The organism is Streptomyces sp. NPDC091682, assembly GCF_044756625.1.
GTDB lineage: Bacteria > Actinomycetota > Actinomycetes > Streptomycetales > Streptomycetaceae > Streptomyces.
This window is the reverse complement of the sequence record NZ_JBIVTH010000008.1, coordinates 173,011-190,590: the sequence shown is the minus strand read 5'-3', so window position 1 is coordinate 190,590 and position 17,580 is coordinate 173,011. Positions and strand designations below refer to the sequence as shown.

Sequence of the window (17,580 nt, the reverse complement as noted above, 5' to 3'; positions counted from 1 at the left end):
GGAACGTCCGTACCGTGCCGGGAGGACCTGGCGGCGGATCATCCCAGCGACGTACGCCCGTCGGCGGTGGCCCTCCACCCCTGGACGGACCCGCGGGGAGCGGCCCCTTGGCAGACTGGCCCGATGATCGAAGCAGCCGTTCGCCGGGCCGGCGCGGCCCGGGCCGACTGGCTCCGGCCGCGCCCGTCGCGCATGGCCTGGGCCGTCGACGCGCTCCTCGCGCTCGCGCTGGCCGTCGCCACGGTCGCCGGCGACATGAACCGCTCGTACGTCGACATCGCGGAACCGCCGCCCGGCAGCTCCGGGATCCCGCTGCCGCCGCCCCCGCCGCCCGTACGCATGGGCGAAGTGCCGGACCCGGCGCAGCTCGTGCCCCTCCTGCAGCACGACCTGCCGCCGGTGGAGCCGTGGGAGCTGTTGGCGGCCGTGCTCACCGCGGCGCCGCTGCTGCTGCGCCGCCGGTTCCCGCTGACGGTCTACTGGGCCGTCATGGGCGCGACGGTGCTCTTCCACCAGGGGCACGTGGCACAGGACGCGACGACGGTCGTCTTCGCCTCCGGGTTGGTCGCGGCGTACAGCGCCGCGATGCACAGCCCCCACCGGATCTCGGCCGTGCTGTCGGTCCTCGCAGGGATGGTCCTCACTGCCGCCTTCCCCCTGATCCCGAAGGTGGACGGGGGAGTGGTACCCGTACTCGTGCTCCTGCCAGCCGGGTTCGCCGCACACGGCATCCACCGCTGGCGCGAACGCCTGCGCACCCTGCGCGAGGGGCAGCACGATCAGCTGCGGCGGGCGGTGGAGCGGGAACGCGCCCGCATCGCGCGGGAACTGCACGACGTGGTGACCCACAACGTGAGCATGATGACGATCCAGGCGGGCGCGGCGCGCAAGGTGCTCGACGCCTCGCCCGACCAGGCCCGCGAGGCGATGCGGGCGGTCGAGGCGGCAGGACGTACGGCGATGTCGGAACTGCGCCACGTGATGGGGCTGCTGACGATGTCCGACGGTGGCTGCGACGGTGGCGGAGACGACGGCGCAGGCGCCTCGGACCCGGCGCGCGATCTTGGCCTGGCCCCGCAGCCCGGCCTGGACCGGTTGGAGGAACTGGCCGGCCGGGTAAGGGATTCCGGCGTCCCCGTCGACCTGGCGGTCCGCGGCGGCCGGCCCGGCCTGGCCCCGGGTGTGGACCTCGCCGCCTACCGGGTCGTGCAGGAAGGCCTGACCAACGCGGTCCGGCACGCGGCCGGGGCGCGCGTGTCGGTGACGGTGGAGTACGCGCCCGGCGAACTGCGGGTCGAGGTGGCCGACACCGGCGGGACGCCGCGTACCCCGGTGGCACCGGGCGGCGGCCGGGGCCTGGTGGGACTGCGCGAACGGCTCGCCGTGTACGGCGGTACGCTGCGAGCGGGCAACGACCCCCGCGGCGGATACCGGCTCCGCGCCGTGATCCCCGTGGAGGAGACATGACCGAGGCGGCCCCGGTGGTACCCCGTGTGGTGATCGTCGACGACCAGGCCCTGGTACGCACCGGATTCCGCATGATCCTCACGGCGGACGGCATCGATGTGGTCGCCGACGCGGCCGACGGGGAGCAGGCGGTCGCCGCGGTGCGCCGCACCCGGCCCGACGTCGTCCTGATGGACATCCGCATGCCCGGCACCGACGGCCTGGAGGCGACCCGCCGCATCCTCGCCGACGAGGGGACCGCGCCCCGGATCGTCATCCTCACCACCTACGACCTGGACCGGTACGTGTACGCGGCCCTGAGCGCGGGCGCGAGCGGCTTCCTGCTGAAGGACGTCACTCCCGAACATCTGACGGCCGCGGTCCGCCTGGTCCGCTCGGGGGACGCGCTGCTCGCCCCGACGATCACCCGGCGACTGGTGGAGCGGTTCGCCACGGCCGGGGAGCGCACGACATCCTTGCACCGCGACCTCGGCACGCTGACCCCGCGCGAGCTGGAGATCCTCGAGGCCCTGGCCCGCGGCCTCAGCAACGCGGAACTGGCCGCCCGCTTCCGGCTGAGCGAGGCCACCGTCAAGACGCACGTGGCCCGGGTCCTGTCCAAACTCCGCCTGCGCGACCGTGCTCAGGCAGTGATCGCCGCGTACGAGACGGGCCTGATCACCCCCGGCGCGCGCTGAGCACCGGTGGACGTCCTTCAGGGCACCTCCCGGGTGCGGGTCCAGGCCAGGAGCGCGTCCGCCGGCCAGGTGTTGATGACGCGCCCGGCCGGTACCTCGCACTCCACGGCCCTTTCGCAGCCGACGACCTGCCAGTCCAGCTGGCCCGGGGCGTGCGCGTCCGTGTCGATCGCGAAGAAGGTGCCGGCAGCCACGGCGAGGCGCAGCAGCCGCCGGGGCGGGTCCAGTCGTTCGGGCCGGCTGTTGATCTCCACGGCGGTACCGCTCTGTGCGCAGGCCGCGAAGACCGCCTCGGCGTCGAACCGGGACTCAGGCCGGGTCCGGCCGGTGACCAGCCGCCCCGTGCAGTGCCCCAGGACGTCCATCAGCGGGTTGCGCACGGCCGCCAGCAGCCGCCGGGTCATCGCCGGCGAGTCCATCCGCAGCTTCGAGTGCACCGAGCCGACGACCAGGTCGAGCCGGTCCAGCAGCTCCGGCTCCTGGTCCAGCGCCCCGTCGTCGAGGATGTCGCACTCGATTCCGGTGAGCAGCCGGAAGGGCGCCCAGGTGGCGTTGAGCTCGGCCACCACCCGCAGCTGCTCGCGCAGCCGCTCCGGGGAGAGCCCGCGGGCGACGGTCAGGCGCGGCGAGTGGTCGGTCAGCACGGCCCAGTCATGGCCCAGTGCGGCCGCCGCCCGCCCCATCGCCTCGATCGGACTGCCGCCGTCGGACCAGTCGGAGTGCACGTGGCAGTCCCCGCGCAGCGCCGCCCGCAGCGCGGTGGCGGCGGGCGTGGCCGGCGGCCCTTCGGGGAGCGCGGCGATCTCGTCCTCCAGCGCCTGCAGGTACGCCGGCACGGTCCCGCCGAGGGCCTCACGCACGACCTGGGCCGTTTTGGGGCCGATGCCCTTCACGGCCTCCAGGGAACCGGCCGCGACCCGCTCGGCCACCTCGTCCCCGCCCATCCGCGTGATCGCGGCCGCGGCGGACCGGAAGGCCCGTACCCGGTAGGTGGGCGCCTGCGCGCGCTCCAGCAGGAAGGCGATCCGGTCCAGCGCCGCAACCGGGTCCATCGCGCACCTCCTACCCGCCGCCGCCCCGCCGCCCGTCTCCCGACCCAGTGTCGGGTGCGGGGGGCCGCTACGCCTCTCCGGCTTCCCGGGGCACGGCGGCGTCGAGGGCGGCGGTGAGGCGGTTCAGCCGGGTCTGGAGGTCGAGGACCTCGGCGAGCTCGAAGCCGGTCGCGGCCGCGATCCGTCGGGGCACTTCCACCGCGCGGGCGCGCAGCGCGGCGCCCTCCTCGGTCAGGTGGGCGTGCACGGACCGCTCGTCCTCGGTGCTGCGCTCGCGGCGGACCAGTCCGGCCGCCTCCAACCGCTTGAGCAGCGGGGACAGCGTTCCGGAGTCCAGCCGTAGGTGCTGCCCGATCTCCTTGACCGGCATCTCGCCGTGCTCCCACAGCACCAGCATCACCAGGTACTGGGGATAGGTGAGCCCCAGGTCCTTGAGGACGACGCGGTAGAGGCCGCCGAAGGCGCGGCTCGCCGCGTTCAGTGCGAAGCAGATCTGGCCGTCCAGGCGCAGGAAGTCCTGGTCGGAGTGGGTCGCGGTGGGCTGCTCGGTCATGTCGGCCAGTGTACCCGGGCAGAACTTGGAGGGCATTGAATTGTGCGCAACTGAATTGCGTGCTCTACTGGTGGAGCGCGGTCGACCATCGGCCGCCGCCACGGTTCATTTCTGCGAGAGGAACTCTCATGGACGCGCTCTACACCGCTGTCGCCACCGCCAATGGCCGCGAGGGCCGCGCCGTCAGCTCCGACGGCCAGATCGACCTCGCCCTCGCCATGCCCCCGGCGCTGGGCGGCAACGGTCAGGGCACCAACCCCGAGCAGCTCTTCGCCGCCGGCTACGCCGCCTGCTTCGCGAGCGCGCTCGGCCTGGTCGGCCGCCAGGCCAAGGTGGACACCAGCGAGGCCTCGGTCACCGCGGAGGTCTCGATCGGCAAGGACGGCGCCGGCTTCGGCCTCGGCGTCACCCTGCGCGTCGAGCTCCCGGAGTCCCTGGCCGGCGAGACGGGCGCCCTGCTGGTCAAGCAGGCCCACGAGGTCTGCCCGTACTCCCGCGCCACCCGCGGCAACATCGACGTGGACCTCGTGATCGAGTAAAGGTGCCGGACACCTGGCGGGCGGCCACCATGGAGGGGCATCCACTCCTACGGGGGCCGCACGCCAGGAGGCGCCAGTGGCGCACAGCTACGCAACGGACGTCCTGGTCGTCGGCGCCGGCCCGGTCGGGCTGACCGCCGCCGCAGAGCTCCGCAGACGGGGCGTCACGTGCCGGATCGTCGACCGGCTGCCGGCCCGGCTGCCGTTCGCGAAGGCCGTCGGCATCCAGCCGCGCACGCTGGAGGTGTGGGACCGCATGGGGATGGTCCGCGCCGCACTGGAGGCGGCCGTCCCGATGCGGGGGCAGTTCCTCTACGTCAACGGCGTCGAGCAGGCCCGCACCGAGCTCGCCGTGCCGCCCGAAGTGCCCTACGGGTTCGCGGCGCTGCCGCAGTACGAGACCGAGCGCATCCTGGACGAGTTCCTGGGTCGCTTCGGGACGGCCGTCGAACGGGGCACCGAACTCGCGTCGTTCACCCAGGACGCGGACGGGGTGACCTGCCGGCTGCACACCCCGTCCGGGGCGGAGGAAGAGCTGCGGACCCGGTACCTGGTGGGTTGCGACGGCGCGCACAGCACCGTCCGCAAAGGGCTCGGCCTCACCTTCGAGGGCGGGGCCTTCGCCGAGGAGTACATGCTCGCCGACGTACGCGTCGACTGGGACCTACCGCCCGGGTACAACCTGCGCGCCATGCACCTGGACGAGGACGGGGCGGTCGACGACGTGCTCGTCTGCATCCCGCTGCCCGGCCGGGGCCGGTACCGGATGTCGATGATGGTGCCGCCCGAACTCTCCACCGCAGGGCAGGACGCGGCCGGCTCCGACGGCATCACCCACGGCCTGCAGAGCGGCCGGGGCCCCGAACTGGCCGACATTCAGGCCGTCTTGGACCGGCTCTCACCACAGCCGACCACCGCCTTCGACATCCGCTGGACCTCGGTGTTCCGCATCAGCCACCGGATCGTGGACCGCTACGGCGACGGTCGGGTGTTCGTCGCCGGGGACGCGGCCCACATCCACCCGCCGACCGGCGCCCAGGGCATGAACACGGGTATCCAGGACGCCTGGAACCTGGCGTGGAAGCTCGCGCTGGCCTGCGCGGGCGCGGCCCACCCCGGTCTGCTCGCCGGCTACGACGCCGAGCGCCGGCCCGTCGGCGAGGAAGTCGTCGGCCGCACCGTGCGGCACGCCGTCGAGGGAATGGAGAACGACCCCGACGACCCGGCGACGGTGATGATGCGCGAGGCCCAGCTCCTCGTCGGCTACCGGGGAAGCCCGACCGTGGCCCCGGCCGGCGACGGCCGCGGCCCCCGGCCGGGCGACCGGGCACCCGACTGCGCGGGCCTCACCGGGCCCGCCGCCGCCTATCCGCTGCGCCTGTACGACGTCCTGCGCGAGCGGGACCACGTACTGCTGCTCTACGGAGCCGGGTTCGGGCCCGGCTCCGAAACCGGGTCGGGCCTCGACGAACTCGTCCGGACGGCCCGGGAGTCCTCGGGCGGCCGGATGGAGGTCTGTCTGGTGCTCGCGGCGGACACGGGCGCCGGCGCTGACGCGCATGCCGTCGTCGAGGCCGACGGGACGACGCTGCCGGTCTACACCGACAGCCGGGGAGAGTTCGCCCGCCTCTACGCGGCCGAGGAGCCCACGGCCTTCGTGATCCGTCCCGACGGATACCTCGGCGCCCGGCTCCCGCTCTCTCCGCCCGCCCCGCGCCCACTGGCCGCCCACCTCGCGGCCGTCTTCGCCGCGAGCCCGCCCAACTGATCCCGGCCCAGCGACCGGCCGGCCCGGGACGGCGCGCGGCCGGCATCGGTGTCGTTGGTCATCGCTGCGTGCGGCGGGTCAGGCGGGCGGCTGCGAGGTGGAGCACGTTGTCGATGGGGGGACGGGACGGGCCGTCGAGATGGACGGCGTGGCTGCGCAGCATCGAGACCAGGTGCCGGCCGGCCGACGGGGTTTCGGCGGGGACACCTCGGTCGAGGGCGGCGGCCAGCATGTTGGCGAGTTCGCGGGTGTGATGGGCGAGGGCGCTGGCGGCGAGCCGGGCGGCCTCGGCGGGGCGGTGGCGGCGGGTGAGGTGCCCGGTGAGGGTGGCGAACGCTTCCCCGGGCAAGGCGGGGAGGAGCTGCTCGGCGTCGAGCTCGTTGGCGAGGCGGCGCAGCACGGCGGCGACGGTGGCGCGCGGGAGGTTTGAACGTACGTCGGCAGGGCCCTGGTTCGGGAGGGTGACGATCAGGCGATGGGTGTCGAGGGAAGCGAGGGTGACGACGTCGGGTGTGCGGTTCACGGGGGTGGGACTTCCTGTCCGGGGTCGAAGTGGTGCTCTCGCACGCGGACACGGCGAGGGGTCGGGACGGCTTCTGCGGGTCCATGGGTCGTGGGCGGAGTGGGTGCGGTGCGGAACGCGGTGATTGCGGCGCTTTTGGGGCTGAACCTTGCGTTCGGGGTCGTCGGTCAGGCTGCCGAAGACGGTCACAGGGGTCTCGCCCCAGAGGGCGCCTTCGTAATTTCCTCACATATGGAAATTAATTTCAACGTATGCTGAAACTCTCGCCGAGGGGAAGCCCCTCCTGTGAGCGTTGCGGAAGGTGATGCGGTGTGACTGGTCGAGGCCCTCGGGGCGAACGCGGAGTGCAGGCGGACAAGATCGTCGCCGTCGCCCGCAGATCCTTCGCCACGCGCGGCTACGCCGCGACCTCACTCCGGTCGGTCGCCCAGGATGCCGGCGTCGACCCCGGCCTGGTGAACTACTACTTCCGCACCAAGATCGGACTGTTGGAAGAGGTGATGCGACCTCCTGAGGCGTTCGGTGCGAACGTGGCCGCCGCCGCCGAACAACCCGTGGAACGCCGGGGGCACGCCTTCGTGCAGGCCGCCCTGAAACTGTGGGAGGACCCCGTCTCCGCCGAGGTCCTGCGCTCCATCATCCTCACCGCCGCCCAGGAACCCGCCGCCATGCAACGCCTGCGGCAGCTGTTCTCCGAACTCGTCCTGGCCGTCGTCTCCCACAGCTTGCCCGACACCGAACGCAACCTGCGGGCCAGCCTCATCTCCACCCAGATCGTCGGCATGGTCATGAACCGCTACATCTGGCAGGTCGGCACCATCGCCACCCTCCCTGCCTCCTCCGTCGCCGACCTCATCGCCCCCACCATCCAGCACTACCTCGCCGACCCTCTGCCGCTGAGCCCCAGCGACGACAGCCGGAGCCCCGCCTGACCCGACCCTCTGGTTCACCGGCGGCCGGCGGGACGACCAGGTAAAGAGACACCTCATGCAGTTAAGCCGTCAAGCCGCTGCCCCATCGCGCCCGCAGGACCTCGGCCCAGTCTCCGGCTTCCGGACCCGGATCCTCCCACTCTGGCACCGGTCCGGGAGCCGTCTCGATCAGGTGCACGAGCGTCCAGGCGACGCCGTAGCAGTCGTCGGGGCCGAAGCAGGTGGCCAGGGCGGCCGCCTCTTCGGACGTGACGGGGCGGGAAATCACCGCCAGCTGGTGGTCGCGCCGGTGGATCTCTTCCTCGCTCGCGTCCCAGTCGGGTAGCGGTCCGTCAGCGACGAACGTCTGCACTTCGGGTCTCATGACCGAATGATCGTCTCCCCTGCCGCCCCTGGACAAGCTGCCTCGTTCTGCTTCGCCCGGGGTGGACCACCAGTACTCCGGCACGTTGGGCAAGGCCACGCTTCCTGCGCGAGCACCCGCTGGCTGTAGGGCGCTGGCCTGGCATGAAGGCTCCGAGGCGGAGATGAGTTCGCCTTCGTGGTTCTTCGGGTCCGCCTCGTGGGCCTTCGTCGGGTCTGCCTCGTCGGCCGCCGTCCGAAACCGGCGGCCGACGGGACGACTCCGCTGGTCTGGCCGATCGCGCCAGCTGGACCGACACCTGCCCCACGACATCAGCCAACACAGCACTACTAGGCCGCGAGACTCGACCGCGCCCATGTCCCGTCCTCCGTGAGGTACGCATCCACCTGCAGGCCCACCTCTGCGAGAGCCTCCTCGAACTGCGCCTTGGTCAGCGGCCGGGACACGAACGTCTGGGTCCATGCGGCGTCCGGGAACTCATACTCTGCATGCACCGAGTTCGCCCCGTCACCAGTCGGCTCCGCCGACACGATCCGCACCTTGAAACCGCTGGGGTCGACACGCTCACGCGGCAGGTTCGTGTGCCAGTCCTCACCCTCCCGTTGGATCAGCACGCAGCCGCCCACCGCGAGGTGGCGGACGCAGCTACGCAGCAGCGCTCGGCGCACTTCGACGTCCCCGGCGTGCACGAGGAACGACGCAAGCATCACCACGTCGAACGTCTCGCCCAGGTCGAGGTCCTCGATCGCACTGCGTATCGCACGTGCTCCGCGAATGCGATCGAGCATCTCCTGGGACTCGTCCACAGCAGTCACCACGAAGCCCCGTTCCAGGAGCGGGTGGGTCACGCGCCCCACACCACAACCCAGTTCCAGGATGTGCGCACCCGGCGGCACGGCACCGGAGACGATGTCCGGCTCGGCCCCGACCGGCAGCCGCGAGTACAACTCGACCGCGCAGCCGTCGGGGGTGATCACCCCGGGCCCGGTCCCCTGATGTCCCGCTCGCTCGTTCAGCTCCATGCCTGTCCAACGGTCCGGGCCACAGCGCAGTTTCCTTGACCCACCTGTTTCCGCTCCGGACCCGAAGCGGAGGTGAACCGCCCTCGTTCGGGCCGGTGTACGCCGGCGGCCGGGGCGACCACGTCGCGCTCCGCCATGAGCTGGCTGATCGCGCTGCCTGGTCCGAGCGGCTCTCGCCCGTCCCGTCGGACGACGGTGGTGGTGCGCCGCTTCGGTTTCCGGACGGTGGCACCGTTCTACTTCGCTGCCCCCCACCCCGCCGCAGCCCTACGACAGCACATGACGCAGCACCACTAGGCGTCGGCCCGGGCGGCCTCGCGACGCTGTCGCTTGCCCAGCGGAGCCAGCGACATGTCCTGGGCCTGCGACCTCAGCTGCTTGAAGCCGTACCCCCGATCGGCCAGCCAGCCCTCCGCCGCCAGCTCCGCCCGGGCCGTCGCGTCGAGGATGTCCTCCTCGGCCTCACCCGTGTCCACGAAGCGGAAGGTGAAGAAGGGACGGGCCGCGAGGTCGTACGTGAGGTGACCCTCTGCGGTGAACTCCGCGCGCAGCATGTCGTGCTCGGGCGCGGCCGCGAGCAGCTCGGCCCTCTGGTCGTCGGTCAGACCGTCGAACGAGCCGCGGACGGTGATACGGAAGGTACGGGTGGCACTCATCCCCGGAGCGTAGATCGGGCCCCGCGCACCCTGCACCTGGATATCCGCCGGCCCGCCCCCGCCCACCATCCCGCGGACGGTCGCGCAGGGCCGCGCAGGGCCGCGTACACCGCACGGACACCCGGAATGCCCCGGCCGGGAGCCCGTTTTGGATTGCCGGACGATCCTCAATACGATCCGGCGATGATCACAAGAAAACGGCTTGCGGTCGGGGCGTGCGGCCTGCTCGCCGCCCTGGCCGTCGGGCTCTTCCCGGCGAGCGCCACCGCCGCCGACGAACCGACGGCGAAGGAACCCCCCAAGGTCGACCTCGTCCTCGACGTGAGCGGCTCCATGCGGGCCAACGACATCGACGGACAGTCCCGCATGGCCGCGGCCAAGCAGGCCTTCAACGAGGTCATCGACGCGGTCCCGGCCGAGGTGCGCCTCGGCATACGGACCCTGGGGGCCGACTACCCGGGCGACGACCGTGCCACGGGATGCAAGGACACCAAGCAGCTCTACGCGGTCGGCCCCCTCGACCGGACCGAGGCCAAGACCGCGGTGGCGACCCTCGCCCCCACCGGCTGGACGCCGATCGGACCGGCCCTGCTCGGCGCGGCCCAGGACCTGGAGGGCGGCAACGGCTCCAAGCGGATCGTGCTCATCACGGACGGCGAGGACACCTGCGCCCCGCTCGACCCGTGCGAAGTGGCGCGCGAGATCGCCGCCAAGGGCATCCACCTGGTCATCGACACCCTCGGACTGGTCCCGGACGCCAAGACCCGGGCCCAGCTGACCTGCATCGCCGAGGCCACCGGCGGTACCTACACCTCGGTGCAGCACAAGGCGGACCTCTCCAACAGGGTGAAACAACTCGTCGACCGGGCCGCGGACCCGGTCGTCAACCCGGTGGCGACCGAGGGCACGAAGCAGTGCGAGGGCGCCCCGCAGCTGAAGGCCGGCCTGTACAGCGACCGCGAGACCTTCGGTGAACACCGCTGGTACCGGGTCGACGTCCTCCCGGGGCAGGAGCTGCGCGCCTCGGTCAGCATCGGTGCCGACCGCGCCGTCAATAACGACTACGGCGTGTTGCTGCGCGCCACCACCGTCCACGGGCGCGAGATCGTGCGCGGTTCGGAAGCGGGCAACGGGCGTACCGACGTCCTCTCGACCGGCCTGCGCTACCCGAAGGCCGAGATCGACGGCCTGGACTCGGACGCCAAGCCCGTGCCGGAGACCGTCTGCCTCCAGGTCAGCAACTCCTTCTCCGCTGCCGCCTCCGTCAAGACGACCCCGGGCATGCCCGTCGAGCTGACCATCGACCTGGTGGACGGGCCCGACGGGGCCTCCGACGTCGCCGCGTTCGGTCTCGGACGGGGCTGGTGGCTGCTGGCCGTGCTGGCGCTCGCCGGGCTGCTGGCCGGTCTGGTGTGGGGATGGATCTCCCGCTGGCGCATCTCCGTCTGGAGGACCAACTGATGCGTAGAGTAGGCACACTGACCGCGTCCCTGCTGGCCGCGGCCGCCGCCCTCACGGTGGCGGGCACGGCCGTGGGCACGGCCGTCGCGGACACGCCCTCGCCGAGCGCCAGCGCGAGCGCGAGTCCGGGCGGGGGCGGGGCCAAGGCCGAATCCGCCCCGACTGAGGCCGGCACCAGCTTCCGTACCGCAGCGGCCTTCCGCCCGGGTCAGAAGGCCACGGCCGGCGCGTCGAGCGGCGACTACCTCTACTGGGTGGTGCCGATCGACGCGCAGCAGCGCGCCACGGTGAAGGCCGCCGTCACCCTGCCCGAGCCGGCGACCCGGCACGGTTCCTCGACCTGGCAGCTCGACGTGTACGACGGACTGCGCCGCCGACAGGCCTGCACCTACGGCACGCAGACCGCGGCCGCGGCGAAGGAAGCCGCCACGGTCGAACTGTCCTGCACCCTGCGCACCGTGCGCGCCGGCGCCGAGCCGTGGGCCAACGACCCGCTGCCCGGTAGCTACTACGTACGCCTGACGGTCGTCGACCTGCCGGACGAGGACAAGGGCCTGCCGGTGCGCGCGGCCGTCGAGGCCGAGGTGAAGGAGACCGGCGGCGTCCACGCGGTGGACGGCGCCCTCTCCACCCCGCTGGTCGCCGGCACCGTGACCGCGACCCTGCGCGAGCCGGAGGACGGCTGGTCCGGCGGCTGGTGGTCGGACCGCTGGATCTGGACCGCGGCGGGCGGCGTGCTCGCCGCCCTCGCGGGCGTCTTCGGGTACTCCCTCACGCGCGGCACGGGCCGCCCGTCCAGGATCCCGCCGGGCGCCTGAGGAACGGGTGGGCCGCGCCCGCGGGCGCGGCCCACCCACCTCTGCCGGGGCCGGCGATGCTGCCGGTCGCCCGGCCAGCAGGTCGGCCGGTCAGCGACCGCGGGTGAGCCGGGTGCCGAAGCTGGGCTCGACCAGGGCCCCCTTGACCGCGACCGGCACGCTCCGGGCCCCCTCACCGCTACCCACCGTCAGCACGGCCACCTCGGAACCGGCCTTCGCGCTGTGCGGCAGCGGTCCGGCGCCCGCACCGGCATCGGCACCAGCCTTGAGGGACAGCTTCAGCTGCTGGCCCGGGACGCCGATCACGTTCAGGTCTTTGGTGGCCACCAGCGGCGTACGGCCGCCGAGTCCGTCGTCCACATGACCCACGACGTCGCCCTTGCGGATCACCGGAGCCGACGCGAGCGCCGTCCGCACCCCCTCGATGATCGTCTTGCTGTTCGCCAGCACCAGCTTCAGGCTGTTCGCGCCGTTCTCGTCCGGCCCGTCCACGTGCTGGTCCATCAACGTGCCGAGGATCAACTGGTCCTTGCCGTCGACCGACTTGTACGCCGCCCACATCAAGGCCCCGCCGGCGGGCGTGCTGGAACCGGTCTTGATCCCCCGGATGGTGGAGCTGAGCAGGGTGTTGTTGTTCTCGAGCCGCGTGGACACCCCCTTGATGGAGGCGTTCGGGAGCGCGACGATCGACCGGAACACCTCGTCCTTCATGACGGCTTCGGCGAGCTTCAACTGATCGACGGCGGTGCTGACGGTGCCCGAGTCCAGACCGCTGGGGTCCGTGTACGTGGTGTTCGTCATCCCGAGCTCCTTGGCCGCGGCGTTCATCTTCGCGACGAACGCGGCCTCGGAGTCGGTACCGGTGTCCCAGCGCGCCAGCAGGCGGGCGGCGTTGTTGCCCGAGGGGATCATGAGCATCTTGAGCACGTCCTGCTGGCTGAACTTCTGCCCGGCGGTGAGACCCTCGACGCGGGACTCGTTGTCGGATTTGCCGTCCGCCACGGTCTTCGCGTCGATCGTGATGTCCGGTCCCGGGTCGGACTTGCGCAGCGGGTGGCCCTTGAGGATCACGTAGGCCGTCATCACCTTGGCGACGCTGGCCGTCGGGACGGGCTTCTGCTCACCGAAGGTGCCGATGTCGCCGGAGCCGGAGATGCGGACGGCGCCCTGGCCCTTGGCGGGCCACGGGACGGAGAACTGACCGTCGATGGTGCGGTCGGTCTCGGCGGCGACGAGCTGCGGGGCGGGCAGGGGGCGCATCAGCTGCGCGCCGGCGCCGGCGCCCACGAGGACGAGCAGGATCGGCGTCCATATCTTGACGCGGCGCACCGCGGTCCGGCGCGGGGTCTCCGCCGGCGGCGGGGTGTTGGTGAGCTCGGCCAGCAGATCGAGCGGAGGCAGCGGTACGGCGGGGGCCTGCCGGGCCACCTGGTCACCGGGGGACTGCGGCTGAGCCCGCGGCGCGACGGGCGCGGGCAGGTCGACGTCCTTGAGCGCGACGAACTGGCTCGTCCGCTCGGGGTCCGGCTCCACCTCCCGAGCCCAGGTGGGCGTCTTCCGCGGGGCATCCGCCTCGGCGGGCTTCTGCTTGGGCAGGGCGATGAGCATCGTCTCGTCGGACGCGGCTTCGACCACGGGGCCGGCCTCGGGCGCGGGTCCGGTGTCTGCCCGGTCCCCAGAGACGGGTTCGCCGTCGTCGCCGGCCGCACCTGCGGGGCCGGCCTCCGCCCCTGCCCCGGAACGGGCCGTGACCTCGGCCTCGGCCTCGGGGCGGGCGTCCGTCTCGGAACGGGCTTCGTCCGGGAGTCCGGCGGCAGCTTCGCCCGCGCGCTCGGATCCGCCCTCCTCCTCGGACTCGGCTTCGTCCTCGGGGTCGGCGCCGGTGTCGGCTTCGGGGCGCACGTCGTCCGGGAGTTCGGCACCGGTCGTGCCCGTGCGCTCGGATGCGGCCGGGGAGTCGGCTCCGCCCGGGAGTTCGGCGTCGGCCCGGCCCTTCGGTTCGGCCTCGGGCTCCGTGTCCGTCCCGGCGTCGGCCTTCGGCTTCGCCGGATCGGCTTCCGTCCCGGTGCGGGCCGGGCCGGCTGAGGCCTCGGCTTCGGGGCGCACTTCGTCCGGGAGTTCGGCTTCGGCCCGGCCCTTCGGTTCGGCCTCGGGGGCGGGTGCGGGATCCGCGTCGGGGCTGGTTTTCGGCTCGGCTGCAGCCGCTTCCGCCCGGGAGCGGGCCGTGACTTCGGGATCGGCTTCGTCCTCGGGGCGCACGTCGTCCGGGAGTTCGGCACCGGTCGTGCCCGCGCGCTCGGATGCGGCCGGGGAGTCGGGTCCGCCCGGGAGTTCGGCGTTGGCGTTGGCATTGGCGTTGGCGTCGGCCCGGCTCTTCGGCTCGGCCTCGGGCCCCGTGTCCGTCCCGGCGTCGGCCTTCGGCTTCGCCGCATCGGCTTCCGCCCCGGTGCGGGCCGGGCCGGCTGAGGCCTCGGCTTCGGTGGCGGTCTCGGAGCGGGCTCCGCCAGGGAGTTCGGCGTCGGCCCGGCCCTTCGGCTCGGCCTCGGCCCGGGGGGCGGCTTCGCTCCCGGGCTCCGTGCCCGCCTCGGCGCTCGCTTCCGCGCCGGCTTCGACCTCGGTCCCGGTCTCGGCCGTAGCCTCGGGTGTCCCCTCCGGAGCGGTGCTCACTGCCTCGATCTCCGGGTCGTCCGAGGAACCGCCCGCCACCGTTACCGCCTTCATCCCAGCCCCGCCTTGCTGCTCACATCATGCCGATACGACCGGCGAGGCCCCGGGGGCCTCGCCGCACTGCCAGATGCCCCCGGTACCCCGCCCGTTCCATCCACTGGATCTTGTGACCGTTCGGTCATATTCGCTGAGTACGCCTACTCATGACCCCGCCCACCCCACCGGCCGACCATGGGACACATCGCACCGCACCACCACCGCACCGTCCGAACGGGGTCGTCCATGCTCAGTCGAATCGCCGCCGCCCTCGTGCCCGCCTTCGGGCAGCTGACCGTCACCGCCGATCCCGGGGACCGGCCCGCTTCCGGCGCCGTCCTGGTCGCCAACCACACCTCCCTCGCCGACCCGGCCGTCGTGGTCGCCGCACTGCGCCGGTACGGGATCGAGCCGGTCATCCTGGCCACCAGCGGCCTCTGGCGGGTACCGCTGCTCGGCTCCGCGCTCCGCCGCGAAGGCCACATCGCCGTCCACCGAGGCACCGCCCGCGCCGCCGACTCCCTCGACGCAGCGGCCGTCGCCCTCGCCTCGGGCCGCAGCGTGCTGCTCTACGGCGAAGGCCGGCTGCCCGTGCGCCGCGACGCGGGGGAGACGGCCCCCGGCCCCTTCCGTAGCGGCCTGGCCCGGCTCGCCGCCGCGACGGGCGCCCCGGTCGTGCCCGTCGGCCAGGCGGGCGCCCGCCGCCTCTGCTCCGGGAGCGGCGCCAAGCAGTTCGCCGGCGTCTTCACCGCGCCGCTGCGCAGGCCCCGCTTCCACGTCCACATCGGCTCGCCGCTGCACCTGCCCGACCGGGTGCCGGAGGCTACGGACCGGGCCCGTGAGGCGGTCACGGCCGCCTGGCGCATCGCGGCGTCCGCCCTCGGCGAGGCCGCTCGGGAGACGGCCTGAGGCCGGCTCCGCGGAGGCGCTCCGGGGCACCGCGCGCTGCCCCGGAGGAAGAAGATCGGTCCCTCGGACCGTGTCGCCGTGCCCGTCACCGGTCACGGCATGCGACCGTCTCCGCATGACCGAAGGTTCGACACCACACATTTCCGCAGCGCGGATCACCGTCCTCGGGGTGCAACCCGGGACTCCGCCCTTCCGCATCGTGGAGGTCGACGGCGAGTTCGTCGGCAGGGCGACGTCGATGACGGACGTGCTCCTGATCGCGGCGGAGGCCGGGATCACGATCCACGACCTCGACGACCTCGAGGTGGTCCGGTGGGTCAGTGGCGGCAAGTTCACCTGGACGATCCCGGGCGACAGGGCCTAGTGCTGTGCACGGCGCTCAGCGGGTGCTGTGCCCGAGGACCACGTGGGCCGCGGCCGTACCGCCGGCGTCCGTGTCGATGAAGGACACCACCACCGGGCTGCTGCCCGCGGGTCCGCCCGCCGTGGCGCGCAGCCGGTAGCGCTCGGTGCGGACGGCCTCGCGGGCGAGCGGGCCGCCACCCGAGAACAGGGACGGTGGCTTGGCGTCATTGGCGATGCGGAAGTCGGCCGGGCGCCAGCTGCCCGAGGCCGGGTCGAAACGTTCCAGCAGGAACCCCGGACCGCCGCCCGCCCCGGCTCCGGCCCCGCCGACCAGCATTTCCATCTGGAAGGCGACCAGCAAGTGCCGGTACTCGACGGAGTTGCCGTTGTGCAGGGTGACGGTGAACTCCTGCGGGGCACCGCCCCGTACGAGGGCGAGCCGGCCTCCCCGGGTGTCGACGGCGACCGTGAGCCGGGTCCGGGCCGGGGGAGGCGTCGCGGCCCGGGTCATGCCCCCCGTCGGGGTCGCGGCTGCGGAGGACCCGGGCGGCGAGGAGGTGGGTGCCGACGGCGATGGGGAAGCCGACCCCGAGGCGGAGACCGACGGGGAGACCGACGGGGAGACCGACGCCGACACCTCTGCGGAGGCCGGAACGGAGGCCGCCGCGGCCGCGCCGTTGTTGTCCCCGCACCCGGTGGCGCCCGCCAGCAGGACGGCGGCCACGGCCGCTGCGCTCAGAGCGCTGCGGCGGCCTCGGGATACTGGCATGGGATCGGTCCTCCGGGTTCGGCTTCGCCAGGAAGCTAGCAAGGGGACGCCCCTGCCGACGAGGTCGATCACGCCTCGAGGCGGCGACGGTTCGGTCACGGCCGTCCGGGGCCGGTCAGACGCGGAGCGTGGCCTCCAGGACGGTGACCGCGCGCCCGGAGAGCAGCACCCGGTCCCCGCGGAGCGCGACCTCGACCAGCCCGGGGCGTCCCGAGGCCTGCAGACCGGTGAGGGCGTCGGTGCGCCCCAGCCGCGCCGCCCAGTAGGGGGCCAGTGCGGTGTGGGCGCTGCCGGTGACCGGGTCCTCGGGGATGCCCCGCGCGGGAGCGAAGAACCGGGAGACGAAGTCGTACCCGGACGTCGCCGTGTCGGCCGCCGCGGTGACGATGACCCCGCGCGACTCCTCGCGCAGGGACAGGGCCGCGATCGCCGCGAGGTCGGGCCGCAGGGCCCGTACGGCAGCCTCGTCGGGCAGTACGGCGAGCAGATCGCCCAGCGCGCCCGTACGGAACGTGGCCTCGGGCCGGATCCCCAGGGCGTCGGCGAGACCTTCGGGCTCCGCAGCCTCGGTCACGGGGGCGGCGGGGAAGTCCAGGGTGATCTCCCCGTCCTCCCCGAACTCCCCTCCCTCCCCGTCTTCGGCCCACGCGGTGAGCAGACCACTGGACCGGCTGAGGAACCGCACGGGGCCGCCGGTCAGCAACCCCTCCCGGCGCAGCGTGTGCACCGTGGCCAACGTGGCGTGGCCGCACAGGTTGGCCTCGACGAGCGGGGTGAACCAGCGGATCTCCCAGTCGGCTGCGGCCCCGGCCGGGAGCGGCCGGACGAAGGCCGTCTCGGGATGGTTCAGCTCGGCGGCGAGCTGCCCCAGCCACGCGTCGTCCGGCCAGGGGTCGGCCGGGAGCAGGCACACACCGGCGGGGTTTCCGGTGAAGGGGCGGCTGGTGAAGGCGTCTACGATCTGGATGCGCATGCCGCGAACGTATCGAGGCCAATCCGCCTCCGGGCAAGGCCAATTCTGG

Annotated in this window: 18 protein-coding genes; 9 read left to right on the top strand and 9 right to left on the bottom strand. The window is 73.1% G+C overall.

The features are described 5' to 3' along the window. Window positions 1-123: 123 nt before the first annotated feature. Together ACIQK6_RS20325 and ACIQK6_RS20320 are read left to right on the top strand one after the other, a co-directional pair. Window positions 124-1,467, top strand: coding sequence for a histidine kinase (locus tag ACIQK6_RS20325; RefSeq protein WP_329095239.1), 1,344 nt, complete (start codon window positions 124-126; stop codon window positions 1,465-1,467). Then, on the top strand, window positions 1,464-2,144 hold the full coding sequence (locus tag ACIQK6_RS20320) for a response regulator transcription factor (protein WP_329095237.1): 681 nt from the start codon (window positions 1,464-1,466) through the stop codon (window positions 2,142-2,144). The genes ACIQK6_RS20325 and ACIQK6_RS20320 overlap by 4 nt, the downstream gene beginning before the upstream one ends. A gap of 17 nt (window positions 2,145-2,161) precedes the next feature. Here ACIQK6_RS20320 and ACIQK6_RS20315 read toward each other — a convergent pair whose 3' ends face one another. Beyond that, window positions 2,162-3,196, bottom strand: a complete 1,035-nt coding sequence (locus ACIQK6_RS20315; protein ID WP_329095236.1) for a PHP domain-containing protein — start codon at window positions 3,194-3,196, stop codon at window positions 2,162-2,164. A gap of 67 nt (window positions 3,197-3,263) precedes the next feature. Continuing rightward, complete coding sequence (locus ACIQK6_RS20310; RefSeq protein WP_329095235.1) at window positions 3,264-3,749, bottom strand: MarR family transcriptional regulator; 486 nt, start codon at window positions 3,747-3,749, stop codon at window positions 3,264-3,266. 128 nt (window positions 3,750-3,877) lie between these two features. Between ACIQK6_RS20310 and ACIQK6_RS20305 the strand changes: the two genes are divergently transcribed. Continuing rightward, window positions 3,878-4,288, top strand: a complete 411-nt coding sequence (locus ACIQK6_RS20305) for an organic hydroperoxide resistance protein (RefSeq protein ID WP_266607811.1) — start codon at window positions 3,878-3,880, stop codon at window positions 4,286-4,288. A gap of 76 nt (window positions 4,289-4,364) precedes the next feature. After that, window positions 4,365-6,056, top strand: coding sequence for an FAD-dependent monooxygenase (locus ACIQK6_RS20300; protein ID WP_329095233.1), 1,692 nt, complete (start codon window positions 4,365-4,367; stop codon window positions 6,054-6,056). Between the two features lie 58 nt (window positions 6,057-6,114). On the opposite strand, the gene ACIQK6_RS20295 is transcribed toward ACIQK6_RS20300, so the two are convergent. Further along, window positions 6,115-6,579 (bottom strand): hypothetical protein, encoded by a 465-nt coding sequence (locus ACIQK6_RS20295; protein ID WP_329095231.1) that lies wholly within the window; start codon window positions 6,577-6,579, stop codon window positions 6,115-6,117. Window positions 6,580-6,890: 311 nt separating this feature from the next. Between ACIQK6_RS20295 and ACIQK6_RS20290 the strand changes: the two genes are divergently transcribed. After that, window positions 6,891-7,511 (top strand): TetR family transcriptional regulator, encoded by a 621-nt coding sequence (locus tag ACIQK6_RS20290; protein WP_329095227.1) that lies wholly within the window; start codon window positions 6,891-6,893, stop codon window positions 7,509-7,511. A 61-nt stretch (window positions 7,512-7,572) separates the two neighbouring features. On the opposite strand, the gene ACIQK6_RS20285 is transcribed toward ACIQK6_RS20290, so the two are convergent. The 3 genes from ACIQK6_RS20285 to ACIQK6_RS20275 all read right to left on the bottom strand — a co-directional run bounded on the left by ACIQK6_RS20285 (window position 7,573) and on the right by ACIQK6_RS20275 (window position 9,553). Further along, complete coding sequence (locus ACIQK6_RS20285) at window positions 7,573-7,875, bottom strand: hypothetical protein (protein WP_329095225.1); 303 nt, start codon at window positions 7,873-7,875, stop codon at window positions 7,573-7,575. A gap of 329 nt (window positions 7,876-8,204) precedes the next feature. Then, window positions 8,205-8,897: a methyltransferase domain-containing protein gene (locus tag ACIQK6_RS20280; protein WP_329095223.1), complete on the bottom strand. Its 693-nt coding sequence runs from the start codon at window positions 8,895-8,897 to the stop codon at window positions 8,205-8,207. 293 nt (window positions 8,898-9,190) lie between these two features. Next, window positions 9,191-9,553, bottom strand: a complete 363-nt coding sequence (locus ACIQK6_RS20275; protein WP_329095222.1) for a DUF6204 family protein — start codon at window positions 9,551-9,553, stop codon at window positions 9,191-9,193. Window positions 9,554-9,736: 183 nt separating this feature from the next. On the opposite strand from ACIQK6_RS20275, the gene ACIQK6_RS20270 reads away from it, so the two are divergent. Next, window positions 9,737-11,014, top strand: a complete 1,278-nt coding sequence (locus ACIQK6_RS20270; protein WP_402695192.1) for a VWA domain-containing protein — start codon at window positions 9,737-9,739, stop codon at window positions 11,012-11,014. Continuing rightward, window positions 11,014-11,832 (top strand): hypothetical protein, encoded by an 819-nt coding sequence (locus ACIQK6_RS20265; protein ID WP_329095219.1) that lies wholly within the window; start codon window positions 11,014-11,016, stop codon window positions 11,830-11,832. Before ACIQK6_RS20270 ends, ACIQK6_RS20265 begins: the two co-directional genes overlap by 1 nt. Window positions 11,833-11,922: 90 nt before the next feature. Here ACIQK6_RS20265 and ACIQK6_RS20260 read toward each other — a convergent pair whose 3' ends face one another. Next, window positions 11,923-14,553 carry a serine hydrolase gene (locus ACIQK6_RS20260; protein ID WP_329095217.1) on the bottom strand — a complete coding sequence of 877 codons (2,631 nt, stop codon included), beginning with the start codon at window positions 14,551-14,553 and terminating at the stop codon, window positions 11,923-11,925. Between the two features lie 228 nt (window positions 14,554-14,781). Here ACIQK6_RS20260 and ACIQK6_RS20255 point away from each other — a divergent pair, with 228 nt between their 5' ends. Both ACIQK6_RS20255 and ACIQK6_RS20250 read left to right on the top strand, forming a co-directional pair. Beyond that, window positions 14,782-15,444: a lysophospholipid acyltransferase family protein gene (locus tag ACIQK6_RS20255; protein ID WP_329095215.1), complete on the top strand. Its 663-nt coding sequence runs from the start codon at window positions 14,782-14,784 to the stop codon at window positions 15,442-15,444. Between the two features lie 115 nt (window positions 15,445-15,559). Further along, window positions 15,560-15,808 carry a hypothetical protein gene (locus tag ACIQK6_RS20250; protein ID WP_329095213.1) on the top strand — a complete coding sequence of 83 codons (249 nt, stop codon included), beginning with the start codon at window positions 15,560-15,562 and terminating at the stop codon, window positions 15,806-15,808. A gap of 15 nt (window positions 15,809-15,823) precedes the next feature. On the opposite strand, the gene ACIQK6_RS20245 is transcribed toward ACIQK6_RS20250, so the two are convergent. After that, window positions 15,824-16,558 (bottom strand): hypothetical protein, encoded by a 735-nt coding sequence (locus tag ACIQK6_RS20245; RefSeq protein ID WP_329095211.1) that lies wholly within the window; start codon window positions 16,556-16,558, stop codon window positions 15,824-15,826. Window positions 16,559-16,673: 115 nt separating this feature from the next. After that, the gene (locus ACIQK6_RS20240; RefSeq protein ID WP_329095210.1) at window positions 16,674-17,531 is read right to left on the bottom strand and encodes a PhzF family phenazine biosynthesis protein; all 858 of its coding nucleotides are present in this window, start codon (window positions 17,529-17,531) and stop codon (window positions 16,674-16,676) included. Window positions 17,532-17,580: the final 49 nt, after the last annotated feature.

Bases quoted from the DNA above. Each gene is read 5' to 3' on its own strand.
- ACIQK6_RS20325 (WP_329095239.1), top strand. From the start codon at position 124: ATGATCGAAGCAGCCGTTCGCCGGGCCGGCGCGGCCCGGGCCGACTGG.
- ACIQK6_RS20245 (WP_329095211.1), bottom strand. From the start codon at position 16,558: ATGCCAGTATCCCGAGGCCGCCGCAGCGCTCTGAGCGCAGCGGCCGTG.
- ACIQK6_RS20305 (WP_266607811.1), top strand. From the start codon at position 3,878: ATGGACGCGCTCTACACCGCTGTCGCCACCGCCAATGGCCGCGAGGGC.
- ACIQK6_RS20285 (WP_329095225.1), bottom strand. From the start codon at position 7,875: ATGAGACCCGAAGTGCAGACGTTCGTCGCTGACGGACCGCTACCCGAC.
- ACIQK6_RS20240 (WP_329095210.1), bottom strand. From the start codon at position 17,531: ATGCGCATCCAGATCGTAGACGCCTTCACCAGCCGCCCCTTCACCGGA.
- ACIQK6_RS20320 (WP_329095237.1), top strand. From the start codon at position 1,464: ATGACCGAGGCGGCCCCGGTGGTACCCCGTGTGGTGATCGTCGACGAC.
- ACIQK6_RS20265 (WP_329095219.1), top strand. From the start codon at position 11,014: ATGCGTAGAGTAGGCACACTGACCGCGTCCCTGCTGGCCGCGGCCGCC.
- ACIQK6_RS20310 (WP_329095235.1), bottom strand. From the start codon at position 3,749: ATGACCGAGCAGCCCACCGCGACCCACTCCGACCAGGACTTCCTGCGC.
- ACIQK6_RS20280 (WP_329095223.1), bottom strand. From the start codon at position 8,897: ATGGAGCTGAACGAGCGAGCGGGACATCAGGGGACCGGGCCCGGGGTG.
- ACIQK6_RS20270 (WP_402695192.1), top strand. From the start codon at position 9,737: ATGATCACAAGAAAACGGCTTGCGGTCGGGGCGTGCGGCCTGCTCGCC.
- ACIQK6_RS20255 (WP_329095215.1), top strand. From the start codon at position 14,782: ATGCTCAGTCGAATCGCCGCCGCCCTCGTGCCCGCCTTCGGGCAGCTG.
- ACIQK6_RS20315 (WP_329095236.1), bottom strand. From the start codon at position 3,196: ATGGACCCGGTTGCGGCGCTGGACCGGATCGCCTTCCTGCTGGAGCGC.
- ACIQK6_RS20275 (WP_329095222.1), bottom strand. From the start codon at position 9,553: ATGAGTGCCACCCGTACCTTCCGTATCACCGTCCGCGGCTCGTTCGAC.
- ACIQK6_RS20260 (WP_329095217.1), bottom strand. From the start codon at position 14,553: ATGAAGGCGGTAACGGTGGCGGGCGGTTCCTCGGACGACCCGGAGATC.
- ACIQK6_RS20250 (WP_329095213.1), top strand. From the start codon at position 15,560: ATGACCGAAGGTTCGACACCACACATTTCCGCAGCGCGGATCACCGTC.